The sequence below is a fragment of the Methylobacterium radiodurans genome (assembly GCF_003173735.1).
GTDB classification, from domain to species: domain Bacteria; phylum Pseudomonadota; class Alphaproteobacteria; order Rhizobiales; family Beijerinckiaceae; genus Methylobacterium; species Methylobacterium radiodurans.
In genome coordinates this window covers 1,345,232-1,360,001 of the sequence record NZ_CP029551.1, presented here as the reverse complement: position 1 = coordinate 1,360,001, position 14,770 = coordinate 1,345,232, and the positions used below count along the sequence as shown (strand labels likewise).

Annotated in this window: 15 protein-coding genes; 9 read left to right on the top strand and 6 right to left on the bottom strand. The window is 72.4% G+C overall.

The features are described from left to right. Positions 1-44: 44 nt before the first annotated feature. From DK427_RS06065 to DK427_RS06045, 5 genes are all read left to right on the top strand, one after another. Positions 45-1,643: an ABC transporter substrate-binding protein gene (locus DK427_RS06065; RefSeq protein WP_109950475.1), complete on the top strand. Its 1,599-nt coding sequence runs from the start codon at positions 45-47 to the stop codon at positions 1,641-1,643. A gap of 125 nt (positions 1,644-1,768) precedes the next feature. Further along, positions 1,769-3,187, top strand: a complete 1,419-nt coding sequence (locus DK427_RS06060) for an amidase (RefSeq protein WP_109950474.1) — start codon at positions 1,769-1,771, stop codon at positions 3,185-3,187. 18 nt (positions 3,188-3,205) lie between these two features. Continuing rightward, positions 3,206-3,847 (top strand): nitrile hydratase subunit alpha, encoded by a 642-nt coding sequence (gene nthA, locus DK427_RS06055; RefSeq protein WP_109950473.1) that lies wholly within the window; start codon positions 3,206-3,208, stop codon positions 3,845-3,847. Then, positions 3,844-4,509 carry a nitrile hydratase subunit beta gene (nthB, locus tag DK427_RS06050; RefSeq protein WP_109950472.1) on the top strand — a complete coding sequence of 222 codons (666 nt, stop codon included), beginning with the start codon at positions 3,844-3,846 and terminating at the stop codon, positions 4,507-4,509. The genes nthA and nthB overlap by 4 nt, the downstream gene beginning before the upstream one ends. 10 nt (positions 4,510-4,519) lie before the next feature. Further along, the gene (locus tag DK427_RS06045) at positions 4,520-4,840 is read left to right on the top strand and encodes a nitrile hydratase accessory protein (protein WP_109950471.1); all 321 of its coding nucleotides are present in this window, start codon (positions 4,520-4,522) and stop codon (positions 4,838-4,840) included. A 69-nt stretch (positions 4,841-4,909) separates the two neighbouring features. Here the strand turns inward: DK427_RS06045 and DK427_RS06040 are convergent, their stop codons facing one another. Next, complete coding sequence (locus DK427_RS06040; protein WP_109950470.1) at positions 4,910-5,782, bottom strand: chorismate mutase; 873 nt, start codon at positions 5,780-5,782, stop codon at positions 4,910-4,912. Between the two features lie 54 nt (positions 5,783-5,836). Further along, positions 5,837-7,075 (bottom strand): acyltransferase family protein, encoded by a 1,239-nt coding sequence (locus DK427_RS06035; protein ID WP_109950469.1) that lies wholly within the window; start codon positions 7,073-7,075, stop codon positions 5,837-5,839. Between the two features lie 297 nt (positions 7,076-7,372). On the opposite strand from DK427_RS06035, the gene metX reads away from it, so the two are divergent. Further along, the gene (metX, locus tag DK427_RS06030) at positions 7,373-8,587 is read left to right on the top strand and encodes a homoserine O-acetyltransferase MetX (protein WP_109950468.1); all 1,215 of its coding nucleotides are present in this window, start codon (positions 7,373-7,375) and stop codon (positions 8,585-8,587) included. Beyond that, on the top strand, positions 8,584-9,267 hold the full coding sequence (gene metW, locus DK427_RS06025; RefSeq protein ID WP_109950467.1) for a methionine biosynthesis protein MetW: 684 nt from the start codon (positions 8,584-8,586) through the stop codon (positions 9,265-9,267). Before metX ends, metW begins: the two co-directional genes overlap by 4 nt. A gap of 111 nt (positions 9,268-9,378) precedes the next feature. Here metW and DK427_RS06020 read toward each other — a convergent pair whose 3' ends face one another. Next, positions 9,379-10,395: an alpha/beta fold hydrolase gene (locus DK427_RS06020; RefSeq protein WP_109954033.1), complete on the bottom strand. Its 1,017-nt coding sequence runs from the start codon at positions 10,393-10,395 to the stop codon at positions 9,379-9,381. A 142-nt stretch (positions 10,396-10,537) separates the two neighbouring features. On the opposite strand from DK427_RS06020, the gene DK427_RS06015 reads away from it, so the two are divergent. Next, positions 10,538-11,929, top strand: coding sequence for an MFS transporter (locus DK427_RS06015; protein WP_109950466.1), 1,392 nt, complete (start codon positions 10,538-10,540; stop codon positions 11,927-11,929). An 87-nt stretch (positions 11,930-12,016) separates the two neighbouring features. On the opposite strand, the gene DK427_RS06010 is transcribed toward DK427_RS06015, so the two are convergent. After that, positions 12,017-12,352, bottom strand: a complete 336-nt coding sequence (locus tag DK427_RS06010; RefSeq protein WP_109950465.1) for an SWIB/MDM2 domain-containing protein — start codon at positions 12,350-12,352, stop codon at positions 12,017-12,019. A 338-nt stretch (positions 12,353-12,690) separates the two neighbouring features. Here DK427_RS06010 and DK427_RS06005 point away from each other — a divergent pair, with 338 nt between their 5' ends. Continuing rightward, entirely contained in the window at positions 12,691-13,125 is a 435-nt protein-coding gene (locus DK427_RS06005; RefSeq protein WP_109950464.1) for a PRC-barrel domain-containing protein, read from the top strand. Between the two features lie 20 nt (positions 13,126-13,145). Here the strand turns inward: DK427_RS06005 and DK427_RS06000 are convergent, their stop codons facing one another. Together DK427_RS06000 and DK427_RS05995 are read right to left on the bottom strand one after the other, a co-directional pair. Then, on the bottom strand, positions 13,146-13,757 hold the full coding sequence (locus DK427_RS06000; protein WP_109950463.1) for a pyridoxamine 5'-phosphate oxidase family protein: 612 nt from the start codon (positions 13,755-13,757) through the stop codon (positions 13,146-13,148). A 128-nt stretch (positions 13,758-13,885) separates the two neighbouring features. Beyond that, complete coding sequence (locus DK427_RS05995; RefSeq protein ID WP_109950462.1) at positions 13,886-14,767, bottom strand: transporter; 882 nt, start codon at positions 14,765-14,767, stop codon at positions 13,886-13,888. Positions 14,768-14,770 lie beyond the last annotated feature (3 nt).

Below are 14,770 nucleotides of genomic sequence, written 5' to 3'. Positions count from 1 at the left end.
AACTTGCGGGCGAGCAGGCGTCCGCAATCCACCGTTGAGTTTTCATGACGCTCAAACGTGCACTGGCCGGTCTCCTGCTGCTCGGCGGCCTCGCGGCACCGGCAGAGGCCCAGACGACGCTGCGCATCGCCATGACGGCGAGCGACATCCCCACCGCCACCGGCATGCCGAACAACGGCTTCGAGGGGATGCGCTTCCTCGGCTACCCGGTCTTCGAGTCGCTGGTTCTCTGGGACCTTGCCAGGACCGACAGGCCGGCGGGGCTGCGGCCCGGCCTCGCCACCCGCTGGGAGCAGGCGGCGGACGATCCGAAGACCTGGATCTTCCACCTGCGCGAGGGCGTCGCCTTCCACGACGGCGCCCCCTTCGACGCCGACGCGGTGATCTGGAATCTCGACCGCTACTTCCGGAACGACAGCCCGCAATTCGAGGCGCCGGCGGCCGGGATCACCCGGGCACGGGTGCCGCTGCTCGCGACCTACCGGAAGATCGACGACCGCACGGTGGCGATCACCACCACGCAGGCGGCCTCCTACTTCCCCTACATGGCGGTCTACATCCTGTTCACCTCGCCGCGCTCCTTCGCGGCGGCCGGGGGCGACTGGAGCAAGGTCGCGGCCCTGCCGGCGGCGGGCACCGGCCCGTTCCGGATCACCCGCGTCGCCCCGCGCGAGGCGGTCGATCTCGCCCGCAACGATGCCTACTGGGACGCGGAAAAGCGCGCCCGGGTCGAGCGCGTGCGCCTGATGCCGATCCCGGAGGCGAATGCGCGGTTGGCCGCGCTCCGCGCGGGTCAGGTGGATTGGATCGAGGTGCCGGCCTCGGACGGCATACCGTCGCTGAAGGCCGCGGGCTTCACGCTCACCGCGAGGTCCTACCCCCATGTCTGGCCGTGGATGTACAACATCGGCGCCAAGGACAGCCCGCTGAAGGACGTGCGGGTGCGCCAGGCGCTGAACTACTGCATCGACCGCGACGGCATCGTGGCGCTGCTCAACGGCACGGCCGAGCCGGCCCGCGGCTGGCTCAAGGCGGGCGACCCGGATTTCGGCGCGCCGCAGAACCGCTACGGCTTCGACCCGACCAAGGGCCGGGACCTGCTGGCGCAGGCCGGCTTCGACGCGAGCAAGCCGCTGCGCTTCAGCGTGATGGTCTCGACCTCGGGCTCGGGACAGATGCTGCCGATGCCGATGAACGAGTACCTGCAGGAGAACCTGAAGCAGGCCTGCGGCGTCGAGGTGTCCTTCACCGTGGTCGAGTGGCAGGTGCTGCTGAACGCGGGCCGGGCGACCCCCGACAGCCCGAGCCTGCAGGGCGCGATGGCGCTCAACATCTCGTCGCCCTCCTCGGACGCCGGGGTGATGGCCCGCTACTTCGCGTCCGACCGCTTCCCGCCGAACGGCTTCAACTTCCCGAACTGGCGGGATGCGGCCTTCGACGCCGCGATGAAGCAGCTCGCCGAGGCGCGTGCGCCGGAAGCGACCGCGGCCGCGACCCGCGCGGCCCACGAGCGCCTCGTGGACGATCCGCCCTGGCTCTACGTGGTGCACGACCTCAACGCCCGGGCGATGTCGCCCCGGGTCACCGGCTTCGTATCCCCCCAGTCCTGGTTCATCGACCTGACCCTGGTGGGGATGAAGTAGCGCAAGGCCCGCCACCCGAGCGCGGCGCGTCCCTGCTCCCGCGCGGGGGCCCGTGCCTCTTGGTTGCGTACCTCTTGGCTGAATGCGGGACTCCCGTTCCCGAACGGTACCAGAAAGCGATTGCGATGACCGACACCCCGACCGATCTCTCGCTCCTCTCGGCCAAGGCGCTGGCCGAGGGCATCGCCGTGCGGCGCTTCTCCCCCGTCGACGCGGTCGAGGCGCTGCTCGCGCGCATCGACGCGCAGGAGCCGAAGCTCCGGGCCTTCACGGAGGTCTACGCCGCCGACGCGCGGCTGGCCGCCGAGGGCGCCGACCGGGCGATCCGCTCCGGCCACGCGGTGGGGCCGCTGCACGGCGTGCCGGTGGCGCTGAAGGACCTCGTCGATCTCGACGGCCGCATCACCATGGGGGGCTCGGCCGCCCACCGGGCGCGGGTCGCCCGCGGCACCGCGACGGTCGCCCGGCGGCTGATCGCGCAGGGCATGATCGTGCTGGGCAAAACTCACACGGTCGAGTTCGCCTACGGGGGCTGGGGCACAAACCAGCATCTCGGCACGCCCTGGAACCCCTGGGATCCGCAGACGCCCCGCACGCCCGGCGGCTCCAGCAGCGGCACGGGCGTGGCGGTTGCCGCCCGGATGGCGCCCTGGGGGCTCGGCACCGATACCGGCGGCTCGGTGCGGCTGCCGGCCGCCTTCTGCGGTCTCACCGGGCTGAAGGTGACGGTCGGGCGCATCTCGACCCACGGCATCGTGCCGCTCTCCACCACCCTCGACACGCCGGGGCCGCTCGCCCGCACGGTGGAGGACGCGGCGCTGCTCTATCGGGCGATGTCGGGCCCCGACCCGCTCGATCCGACGACGCGGGGGATCATGCCCCAGGACCCGCTGCCGATTCTGCACCGCGGGGTGCGCGGCCTGCGGCTCGCCCGCATGCCCGAATCCGAGCGCGAGGGCGTCGATGCCGCGGTGCTCGCGGCCTACGACCGGGCGCTCGACACCCTGGCGGATCTCGGCGCCGAGATCGTCACGATCCGCCTGCCCTTCCGCTTCGCCGACCTGTTCGCTCTGAGCCAGATCACCAACGCCGAGGCCTACGTCACCAACGGGGCGCTGGCCGAGGATCCGGCGAGCCCGCTCGGCGACGCGGTGCGGGCGCGCATCATCGCCGGCGCCAAGCTCTCGGCCCAGGACTACCTCGCGACGATCCGGCGGCGCGAGGCGATGAAGCGGGATTTCGCCGAGGCCCTGGAGGGCTTCGACGCCGTGCTGACGCCCACCACCGAGACGCCCGCCATCCCGCTCGACAGCGTGGACGAGGACCACCTGCCCTCGCGCTTCTGCCGCTTCGGCAACCTGCTCGACCTCTGCGGGCTGGCCCTGCCGAGCGGCTACACCGAGACCGGCCTGCCGCTCTCGCTGCAGATCGTCTGCCGGGGCTACGACGAGGCCACGGCGCTCCGCATCGGCCAGGCCTACCAGGGCGCGACCGACTGGCACCTGCGCCTGCCACCGAATATCCTTGCCGCCATCCAGGGTTGAGGCGAGGCAGGGGCGGCCATGGCGCACGACCACCACGAGCACGACCATCCGCACGATCACCCGCGGGGCAGCGAGCTGACGCCGGTCGAGGCGCGGGTGCGGGCGCTCGAATCGCTCCTGGTCGAGAAGGGCTACGTGGAGCCGGCCGCCCTCGACGCGCTGGTCGAGATGTACGAGACGAAGGTCGGCCCGCACAACGGCGCCCGGGTGGTCGCCCGGGCCTGGACCGACCCGGCCTTCCGGGCGCGGCTCCTCGCGGACGCCACCCCGGCCATCGCCGAGCTCGATATCGGCGGGCGTGGCGGCGAGCACATGGTGGTGGTGGCCAACGCGCCGGGCGAGCACAACCTCGTCGTCTGCACGCTCTGCTCCTGCTATCCCTGGCCCGTGCTCGGCCTGCCGCCGGTCTGGTACAAGGCGCCGCCCTACCGGGCCCGCGCGGTCATCGACCCCCGCGGGGTGCTGGCCGAGTTCGGGCTGCACCTGCCCGAGAGCACCCGCATCACAGTCTGGGACTCGACCGCCGAGACCCGCTACATGGTCCTGCCCGAGCGCCCGGCGGGCACCGAGGGCTGGGACGAGGCGCGGCTGGCCAGCCTCGTCACCCGCGACGCGATGATCGGCACGGGTCTTCCGAAGCTGCCGGAGTTGGCGGAATGAACGGCGCCCAGGATCTCGGCGGCATGCACGGCTTCGGCCCCGTGCGGCCGGAGCCCGACGAGCCGGTCTTCCACGCGGATTGGGAGCGGCGGGTCTTCGCGCTGGCCATGGCCATGGGCTTCACCGGCACGTGGAACCTCGACGGCTCGCGCGCGGCGCGCGAATCGCTGCCGCCGGCCGAGTATCTCGCGTCGAGCTACTACGCGATCTGGCTCCGGGCGCTGGAGAGACAGGTCGCCGCCCACGGCCTCGCCAGCCCCGGAGAGATGGCGCGCGGCGTCTCGGAGGCGCCGGCCCGGCCGGTGGCGCGGGTGCTGACGGCGGAGATCCTGGAGCCGCGCTTCCGCGCCGGCTTCCCGAGCGACCGCCCGGCCCCGGGGCCTGCCCGCTTCGGCGTGGGCGACGCGGTGCGCGCCCGCAACCTGCACCCGGCGGGCCATACCCGCCTGCCGCGCTACGTCCGGGGCCGTCTTGGCCGGGTCGAGCGGGTGCACGGCGCCTTCGTGCTGCCCGACACCCACGCGACGGGCGCGGGCGAGAACCCGGCCTGGCTCTACACCGTGGCCTTCGCCGCCGCCGAGCTGTGGGGGCCGGACGCCGATCCGAACCAGCGGGTGATGGTCGAGATGTTCGAGCCCTATCTCGACGCGGTCGCTGCGTGAGGGACGTTGCGTGAGCGCGCCGGAGCCCCGCCCCTTCGCGGCGCCCTGGGAGGCGCAGGTCTTCGCCCTGGTGGTGGCCCTGCGCGACGCGGGCGTGTTCACGGGGTCCGAATGGGCCGCGGCGCTTGGCCGGGCGATCCGCCCCGGGGACGACCCGGAGGCGGCCGCCGATTACGGGCGCTGGCTCGTCGCGCTGGAGGCGCTGCTGGCGGAGCGCGGAATCGCCGCCCCGGAGGGCGTGGACGCCCGCCGCGATGCGTGGCTGCGCGCCGCCGCGGCGACGCCCCACGGACAGCCGATCCGCCTGGAGAACGACCCGCAGCGGACCTGACGGCGCGCCTCAGAGGTCCCGGTTTCGAAAGGTCGAGACCTTTCGCGGGTGCAGGGTGGAACCCTGCGTTCAGACCCGGAAGCGCGCGGCGTGGCTGCCGGTCTCGTCGAGGAGCGTGACGCCGGCGCCGGCCCGGTCGAGGGCCTCGCGCAGCGGCCGCGCGCCGACGCCGCCCGGCAGGGCGAGGAGCAGGCGCTCGGTCTCGCCCCGGGCCTTGGCCCGTCCCACAACCTCGCCGTAGAGGTCGTGCAGCGCCCGGTTCGCCTCCTCCGGCCAGGACGCGGCCCGGACCGCGTAGAGCACCCAGTCGCGCTGCGCCGCGCTCGGGTCGTCGAGGGGCTTGGCCACCACGAAGACCGGCGTGCCGGCCGGGTGCGCCGGCCGCTCGATGAAGGGCAGGCGGGCGATCACCTTCGGGCGGCCGTCGCCGATCAGCCCCTCCCACCACGCCTCGCCCTTCGGCGGGTGCGCGGCGCCGTTCGGGGCCCGGCTCTCGAACCGGAAGATGCCGAGGTCGCCGCGCGAGGCCGCCACCGCCTCAATCACCGCCGCGCAGGTCGGGTGGGGCCGGTAGGGCACCGTGAAGCCGAAATGGAAGCGGGCGGAATCGCGCATCGCCGGGTCGCCCGCCGAGACGTCGGCGTGGACCGAGAACGGCGCCTGCACGTAGGTGAAGGTGGCGATGATGACCCGCCAGATCCCCTCGACGGTGTCGAGCGGCAGCAGGCCCCGGTGGCGCTCGGCCACGCGGCGCATCATCGAGGCCTCGCGCCCCGGCCGGAAGGCCGAGCCGGAGGCGGTGGTGCCCTTCACGGCGATCAGCCGATCGATGATCGTGCCGCGCTGGATCAGCAGGGCGTGCATCTCGGCGTCGATCCGGTCGATCTCGGCCCGCAGCGCCGCGAGGTCCTCGCCCGGATTGGCTTTGCTGGAGAAGCGCATCGTGCTCGCGTGTATGGCCGGACCGCGGCCGGCCCTCCGTGGTGAGGACCTCCTTTACGATTCCCGCGGGCCGAGGGCCAGCGGCAGCGCCGCGCCCGCCGGAACAAGACCGCCCCGCTGAACGGACGGTGTGCCGAGCGCCGAGGCGACGGATGTCCCGGCCTCCGCCGCGGAGGAGACGGCGGCGACGGAGGCTGTGTCGAGCAGCGTCCGGCCGCGCCGCAGCAGGCTGGCTGGCGTGCGCAAGGCCGCCGAGGGGCGCACGAACAGGCAGGCGGCCGGCGTGCTGCGCAGGGACCGCTCCAGGGCCAGCGGCAGGAGGATGCCGGCGGCGGTCAGTACGAGGCTCGCGGTGCCGACGTCCAGCGGCACCCCGTAGCGCACCATCGCCTCCCGCAGGACGGCGACTGGTAGGAAGGCCGCGAGGTAGATCACGATCGAGCGATAGCCCGCATAGGCGAGTGCCGGGCCGGCGACGCTGCGCTCCAGCAGCGTCGCGAGGGCGATCACCCCGAACACGCCGAGCGCGCCGAGCGGCAGCACCACAAGGGGCGCGTCCGCGACCGTGGCGACCCGGAGAGTGGGGACGATGCCGAAGATCAGCAGGCCGTTGACGAGAAGCCAACCCGTCGTGAACCCAGCCGCGAGCCGGGGCCGGGCGCGCATCGTCTGCCCGAAGCCGATCACCTGTGGGGCGAGGCGGTAGCCGGCGTAGAAGAACAGGTAGGTATCGCAGGCGACGTCGAGGATGTGCCACCCGCTGGCAACGTCGCTCCCCGCGAGGCCCAGCGCGACGCCGAGGACCACAGGCGGCGCAACCCGGTCGACGAGCCGCGTCACCAGGGAGAACAGGGCGAGCGCGTAGAGGAACCACAGGGTCGAGAACGGCTCGACATAGCACCACGCGAAGTGGTCCAGGGTGCCGGTGAGCGTGCCGCCGCCGAGATGCGGGAAGCGGATGACCTCCTGGATCAGCAGCCACAGCGTGTAGAAGTACAGGTAGTGGAACACCCGCCGTTCGAGGAACGGGCGCCAGCCCGAGGCCAGGGCCCGGCCGAGGAACAGGCCCGAGAGCGCGAAGAAGGTCGGCATCCGGAAGGGCTGGGCGAAATCGGCGATCGCGTGGGCGTAGCCCTGCGCGCCGAGGGCCGCCTCCAGGCCGAAAGTGGCATGCATCAGCACGACGAGCCCGATGCACAGGCCCTTGGCGATCTCGACCCAGGCGAGCGGCGCGCGCGCCGGTGCGGCCGGATCGGGGGCGGACCGCGAGACGGATTGGGAGACTGCGCGCATCGATCATCCACGCCGGCCGGAGCGATCATCCGACAAAGCATCTGCGCCCGGCAGCGGTGAAGAATCGTGAAAAGCCGGCTTCACGCCTCGGATCAGCCTTAACGCCCTCTCAAACCTCCTCTCGGCGCAGCGCCGGCCGCGCGGGCCTGCGGTCATTCCCGGCCGTCCCATCCCGCTTCCGCAGCCCTGCCTTTCGTTGACGCCCCCGGCCCCGCATACTACCTCCGGCGGTCACACGAACGTGCGGCGCGCCCTGCACGTGTTCTCCGAAAGGGCGCGCCCGCCAGACGAACGGTCATGGACAACGCCCCCGACATCGCCCTGAGGCCGGCCCAAGCGGCGGAGCCCGGCCGCGGGATGCGCCCGACCCCGGAGCGCAGCCAGGCCCTGGAGCCGCAGAGCCCGGTCGCCCACTTCGGTGCCGACCGGCCGCTCGCGATGGATGCCGGGGTGAATCTCAGCCCCTTCCAGATCGCCTACCAGACCGCCGGCACCCTCAACGCCGACCGCTCCAACGCGGTGCTGATCTGCCACGCGCTCACGGGTGACCAGCACTTCGCCCACCGCCATCCGGTGACCGCAAAGCCCGGCTGGTGGGAGACGCTGGTGGGGCCCGGCAAGCCCGTCGATACCGACCGCTACTTCGTGGTCTGCTCGAACGTGATCGGCTCCTGCATGGGCTCGACCGGCCCGGCCTCGCTCGACCCGGCGACGGGCCGGCCCTACGGCCCGGACTTTCCCCTCGTCACCATCCGCGACATGGTCCGCGCCCAGGCGATGCTGATCGAGCATCTCGGCATCCGGGACCTGTTCCTCTGCATCGGCGGCTCGATGGGCGGGATGCAGGTGCTGCAATGGGCGGCGCTCTACCCCGAGCGCGTCTTCGCCGCGATGCCGATCGCCACGGGCCCCCGGCACTCGGCCCAAAACATCGCCTTCCACGAGGTCGGCCGGCAGGCGATCATGGCCGATCCCGCCTGGGCGGACGGGCGCTACCTCGAGGCTGGGCAGCGGCCCACCAAGGGGCTCGGCGTCGCCCGGATGGGCGCGCACATCACCTACCTGTCGGAGGCCGCGCTGCACCGGAAGTTCGGGCGCCGCTTCCAGGCCGGCAGCGCGCCGACCTTCTCGTTCAGCGCCGACTTCCAAGTGGAGAGCTACCTGCGCCACCAGGGCCTGAGCTTCGTCGAGCGTTTTGATGCCAACGCCTACCTCTATCTCACCCGGGCGATGGACTATTTCGACCTCGCGGAGGACCATGGCGGCGTGCTCGCCAACGCCTTCCGGGGCACCAGGACGCGGTTCTGCGTGATGTCCTTCACCTCCGACTGGCTGTTCCCGACGCGCGAGTCCCGTGCCATCGTGCACGCGCTGAACGCCGCCTCGGCGCCGGTCGCCTTCGTGGAGGTCGAGAGCGACAAGGGCCACGACGCCTTCCTGCTCGACGAGCCGGCGATGTACTCCGCCGCCAAGGGCTTCATCGACGCCGCCGCCCGGGCGCGCGGGCTGTGAGCGGGCGGGCGGCGGCCGACGCGCCCTGGGACGCGACGCAGGCCCTGCCGAGCGAGGGCGGCGCGCGCGTCGACCACCTCGTGGTTCTGGGCTTGGTGCCACCGGGCGCGCGGGTGCTCGACATCGGCTGCGGCGACGGCACGCTGCTGGCGCTCCTGCGCGACCGGCGCGGCGTGGACGGGCGCGGCATCGAGCTGTCGCGGGCGGGCGTCAACGCCTGCCTTGCCCGCGGCCTCTCGGTGATCCAGGGCGACGCCGACACGGATCTGGCCGCCTACCCGGACGACGCCTTCGACGTGGTGGTTTTGTCCCAGACCATCCAGGCGACGCGCAATCCCCGGATCGTGCTGGAGCACCTGCTGCGCATCGGCCGGCAGGTGATCATCTCCTTCCCGAATTTCGGGCACTGGCGGGTGCGGGCCGAGCTCGCCTTCCGCGGGCGGATGCCGGTGACCGAGATCCTGCCGGAGGCGTGGTACGAGACGCCCAACATCCACCATTGCACCATCCGCGACTTCGTCGGCCTGTGCCGGGAGGTCGGCGCGAAGATCGAGACCGCGGCGGCGCTCGACGCACGCGGGCGCCCGATGCGCCTGGCGATGCCCTGGTGGTTCTGGAACCTGATCGGCGCGCAGGGCGTGTTCCTGCTCCGGCGAGACGGCGAAACCGGGGGCCGATAGCCCCCCGGGCAGGCCTGCGGAGCGATACATCCATGTCCGACGGACCGCTTCGGGCATGCGGGCCACGAACCGCACTGCTCTCCCTTCCCTCCGCGGGTGAAGGAGAGTGCATCAATGCCCGTCTAGGAACTCCAGCACCCGGGCGTTGAACCGGTCGGCGGCCTCCATGTGGACGAGGTGGCCGACGCCCTCGAACACCTCCGCCCGTCCGTTCGGCATCCGGGCGGCCAGCGCCCGCGCGTTCTCGGCGTTGCGGCCCATCTTGGCGGCAAGCTCCGGCGGGGCGTAGGGCTTGCCGGGGGCGTTGCGGTCGTTGCCGCCCATCAGGAACAGGGTCGGTGCCTGGACCAGCGGGATCTCGTGTACCACCGGCTGGCCCCAGATCGCCTGGTAGGAGTTGACGAAGGACTGCAGCCAGCGCGGGTACTCGCCGGAGCCCTTCACCCGCTCGCGGATCTCCACGAACGGCTCGATCGCCGATTCCGGCAGCGAGAGCGCGTAGCTCGTCATCAACTGCCTGCGGTAGGCCGCGGCGGTGAGTTCGCCCTCGCGCTTCAGGAGCACCTCGTTCCCGACCGGCGGCACGCTGAACCGGTAATCCTCCAGCCCGATCGGCGCCTCCAGCACGAGGCTGTTGACCCGCTCGGGCGCGTTGCGGGCGAGCCGCACAGCGAGCATGCCCCCCATCGAGTGGGCCACCACATCGACGCGGCGCAGGTCCAGCGCGTCGAGGAGCGCCACGGTGTCGGCGGCCATCCGGTCGAAGGTGAAGGGGCCGACGGGCTTGGCCGACTTGCCGAAGCCGAGCTGGTCGGGGACCACGACCCGGTAGCCCGCACCCGAGAGCGCCGCGATCACCGGTGCCCAGTAGCTCGACGGGAAGTTGCGCCCGTGGAGCAGCAGCACCGCGCGGCCGTTCGGCGCCCCTTGCGGGGCCACGTCCATGTAGGCGAGGCGCTGGGCCTCGCCGTCGCGGCTCAGCGGCAGGTAGGCGACCGGATAGGGATAGGCGAAGCCCTCCAGCGCGATACCGAGCGGCTCGGGCGCCTGCGCGGCGGCGGGCAGCACCTGCGCGAAGGAGGCACAGAGGGCGAGGCAGAGGGCGGGAAGCAAGGGGGGACGGCGCATGTCGGCTCCGGTTCGGTCCGCGCCCGGCAACACGCAGAGGTTGCCGGACACGCGGGGTGACATAGGGCACATCCTCCGCCTCGACGGGAGGCGGCCCGCAGGCGACAGGGTGGCATCGACGCAACCGGGGAGCGTGCAGGGGATGGCCGAGGCGGCCGGGCAGGTGGAGGGCGGCCCGCAGGACGGGCTGCCGGTGCGCGAGCGGCTGCTCGCCATGTTGGCGATCGCGCTCGCCATGACCATGGCGGTGCTCGACGGCGCTATCGTCAACGTGGCGCTGCCCGTGATGGCGCGCGACCTCTCGGTCTCGGCGGGCGACGCGATCTTCGTGGTCAACGCCTACCAGATCGCCGTCACCGCCGCGCTGCTGCCGCTGGCCTCGCTCGGCGACATCCTGGGCTACAGGCCGGTCTATCTCGGCGGGCTCGCGGTCTTCGTCGCGGCCTCGCTCGCCTGCGCGCTGGCCCCGAGCCTCGACCTTCTGGTGCTGGGTCGGATCGCGCAGGGGCTCGGGGCGGCAGGCGTGATGAGCGTGAACATCGCGCTGGTGCGCTTCGTCTACCCGCACCGGATGATCGGGCGCGGCGTCGGCAACGTCGCCCTGGTGGTGGCGGTGGCCTCGGCGGCCGGGCCGACGGTCGCGGCGGCCCTCCTCTCGGTCGCCGCCTGGCCCTGGCTGTTCCTGGTCAACATCCCGGTCGGGCTGCTGGCGCTGGCGGTGGCCTCCCGCACCCTGCCGGCGACGCCGCGCAACGGACGGCGCTTCGACGTCGTCAGCGCCGGGCTCAATGCCCTGACCTTCGGACTGCTGATCGTCGGCATCGACGGGCTCGGTGAACCGGCGCGGCGGCCATGGGCGCTCGCCGAACTCGCCGGAGCACTCGTCGTCGGCACCGTCTTCGTGCGCCGTCAGATGCGGCTCCCCGCGCCGCTCCTGCCGGTCGATCTTCTGCGGATCCCCGCCTTCGCCCTGTCGATGGCCTCCTCGATCCTGGCCTTCTCGTCGCAGCTCATCGCCTACATCGCCCTGCCCTTCTACTTCCAGGACGTGCTGCATCTCTCGGGTAGCCAAGCCGGCTTCCTGCTGACGCCGTGGCCGCTCGCCATCGCGCTCGCGGCGCCGATCTCGGGGCGGCTGGCCGACCGCTACCCGCCGGGGCTGCTCGGCGGGATCGGGCTCGCCGTGATGGCGGCCGGCCTCGCCGCGCTGGCGCTGCTCCCGCCCGAGCCCGGCACCCTCGACATCGTCTGGCGGCTCGTGCTGTGCGGGCTCGGCTTCGGCCTGTTCCAGTCGCCGAACAACCGCGTCATCATCACCGCCGCCCCGCGGGAGCGCAGCGGCGGCGCCAGCGGCATGCAATCGACGGCCCGGCTCACCGGCCAGTCGCTCGGGGCCGCCCTGGTGGCGGTGGTGTTCGGGCTGACGCACGGGCGGGGAGCGAACGCGGCCATCGGCGTCTCGCTCTGGTGCGCCGTGATGCTGGCGCTCGCTGGCATCGTCACCAGTGTGCTGCGGCACAGGCCGGATCGCTAGCGGCCCGGCCGGTGCAGAGGCCCGGGCAGCGACCCGGGAATGTCCCGCGAGCGAGGGGTCGCCCGCGGCTTCGACCTGGATTTGGACTCAGGACTTGAGGTGCGCGGCGAGATGCTTGTTCATCTCGAACATCGTGCACTTGTCCTTGCCGAAGACCTTCTTGAGCTTGTCGTCGGCGACGATCTCGCGCTTGTTCTCCGGGTTCTGGAGATTGTTCTTCTTGATGTAGTCCCACACCTTGCTGACCACCTCGCCGCGCGGCAGCGGATCGGTGCCGACGATGGCGCCGAGCTCGGGCGACGGCTTCAGGGGCTGCTGCAGGGCGTTCGGCTTGGCGCCGGCCTCGGCCTTGGTCGCCTTCGGGGCAGCCTTGCTGGCCGCGGGCGCAGCCTTCTTCGCCTTGTCCGTCGTCTTGGTCGCCATGGGATTCCTCCGCTTCACGGGCCGCGGACCCGGACGATGGGACCACAGCCGGGGCAGCATAGCAGCAACAACTAAGCCGTGCGGCCAGCGTTCCAAGGGGAAACCGGAGGCAGAAGTCCCCTCATCCACAGCGCAAGCACCCCGCGCGCGCCAGAGGCGGCCGACATCCGTCCACGGCGGGGATTGCGGAGGCGGCTTGGGGCCCGCCGGTCCCGTCAGCTTACGCCCCGCGGGATGGATCCGCGGGAGCGGAACCGCGCCCGCCGCTCGTGCGCTTAACTCCCGGTCCGCATGGCGGGCCGGACACCCACCTGCGCGGACGACCAGCGGAAACCCACATGCCCACGGACCTGCCGAACGAGCGCACCATCCGGAAGCCCGGATCGATGGAGCTCGATCCCACCGCCGAGCCGGTGGCCATCGACGAGACCGCGCGCCTGATCGCCTCGAACAAGGTCGAGGGCACGGCCGTCTACGACCGGCAGGGAGAGCATCTCGGCACCGTGCACAACTTCATGGTCGACAAGGTCTCGGGGCAAGTGGCCTACGCGGTGCTGGCCTTCGGCGGCTTCCTGGGGCTCGGCGAGAACCACCACCCGCTGCCCTGGCGGGCCCTGACCTACAGCACCGAACTCGGCGGCTACGTGGTCGACATCGATCCGGGCGCGCTCGCGGGCGCCCCGAGCCACGGCCCCGGCGAGGACGGCTTCGCGGATCCCGCCTATGGCGGGCGGGTCGACGAATGGTACGGCAACCGCCTCGTGCCGGCCTGAGCGGGGCTCCCGGCCGGCCCTCAGTACAGGCGGTTGCGGTAGCCGTCCTCGATTGAGCGATCGGTTTCGGCGGCGTCCATGCCGGCGATCTGGTCGGCGTAGATCTGCCCGAGCGTCGGGAAGTCCGGCCGCGGACCCGCCCCGCGCGTCCAGAGGTCCGAGCGGATCACGGCCTTGCCGCAGTGGAAGAACACCTCCTCGACACGCACCCGCAGCGCCGCGCAGGGCAGCCGCCCCTGCGCGGAGAGCGGGGCGAGCGCCTCCGGATCCGTGACGATCTCGGCGCGCCCGTTGATCCGGAGGGTCTCCTGGAGGCCCGGCACGAAGAACAGCAGGCCGAGCCCGGGATTCTCGGCCACGTTCAGCATCGTGTCGACGCGACGGTTGCCGGGTCGGTCCGGCAGGAGGAGCGTGTGCGCGTCCGGGACGGCGACGAAGCCCGGCGCGTCCCCGCGGGGCGTGGCATCGCAGCGACCCTGCGCGTCCGCCGAGGCCACGACGCAGAAGGGCGAGAGCGCGATGAAGGCGCGGGCGTGCCGGTCGATCCGGTCGAGCTGCTTGGCCTGCGAGCGCTCCGTGGGCTCGCCGTAATGGGCGCGGATCGCCGCGCGGTCCGGTTCCTCAGACGTCATCCCTTCCCCCCGGCAGCGAACGGCATCGTACCATGCCGGATGGCCGCCCCGCACGACGATCCGGCGCCTCCGCGCACTCGGCCGGTGCGTCCGCGGGCTCCGGCCCGATCGAGGACGCGGCCTGGGCGCTACTCCGCCTGCCGGCGCGTCACCAGGGTGCGGTTCGGCTCGGCCTCGCCCTTGTCCTGGTAGAGGGGCACGATGGCGCGCAGCCAGCCGCGGACCTCGCGGCCGCCGTAGTTGCGCTCGATCACGTCGTGCGTGACGTAGGCCTGGAGGTTCACGGGCCCGAAATTGTAGCCGACCAGGCCGCCCACCGCGATCTGACCCTGCGGCCGGTAGCTCGCCACGCCGGTCGGCAGGTCGGTCGAGCCGAAGGCGACCGCCCCGACCTGCCACTTGCCGAACTTCCGCGTCGCCGTGAGATCGAGGTTGAGGTAGTCCGGGTACAGGGTGCCGAAGGGCGAGCGGGTGTCGAGGAAGACGCCGTAGAGAAGGTTGGCGGTCAGGTTCCAGTCGTTGCCGGTGTAGCTCAACGCGAAGCGGTGGCTGAGCGAGGCCGACTGGGTCAGGAAACGGGTCTCGATCGGCAGGTAGCCGCCGAACAGGTAGCTGACGCCGAGGTCGCCCCCGAGGTCCCAGGCGAGCTGGGCGGCGAGCAGCGGCTGGCCGATGCCGCTCTGGTAGCGCGCGCCCTGCGCGCTCGCGGCCGCCACCGGCTGTGTGAAGAAGAACTGCAGCCGCGCGCCCGCGACGTTCCAGGGCGTCGCCCAGGCGAAGGTCGGCAGGTTGACGTTCGTCGCCGAGTCCTGCGGCAGGGTCCCGCGCACGCCGAAGCTCGACAGGTTGACGAAGTAGAGGCCCACGGGGAGCTGCGCGCCGACCGGCAGGCCGACCGTCTGGCCCGGCTGGGCGGCGGAGCCGGCGAGAGCCGGGCCGCCCGCGCCCAAGAACCAGGCGGCGAGCACCGCCCGCGCGCTGTCGCGCAGGCTCGAGCCGGATCCGGTCATCGC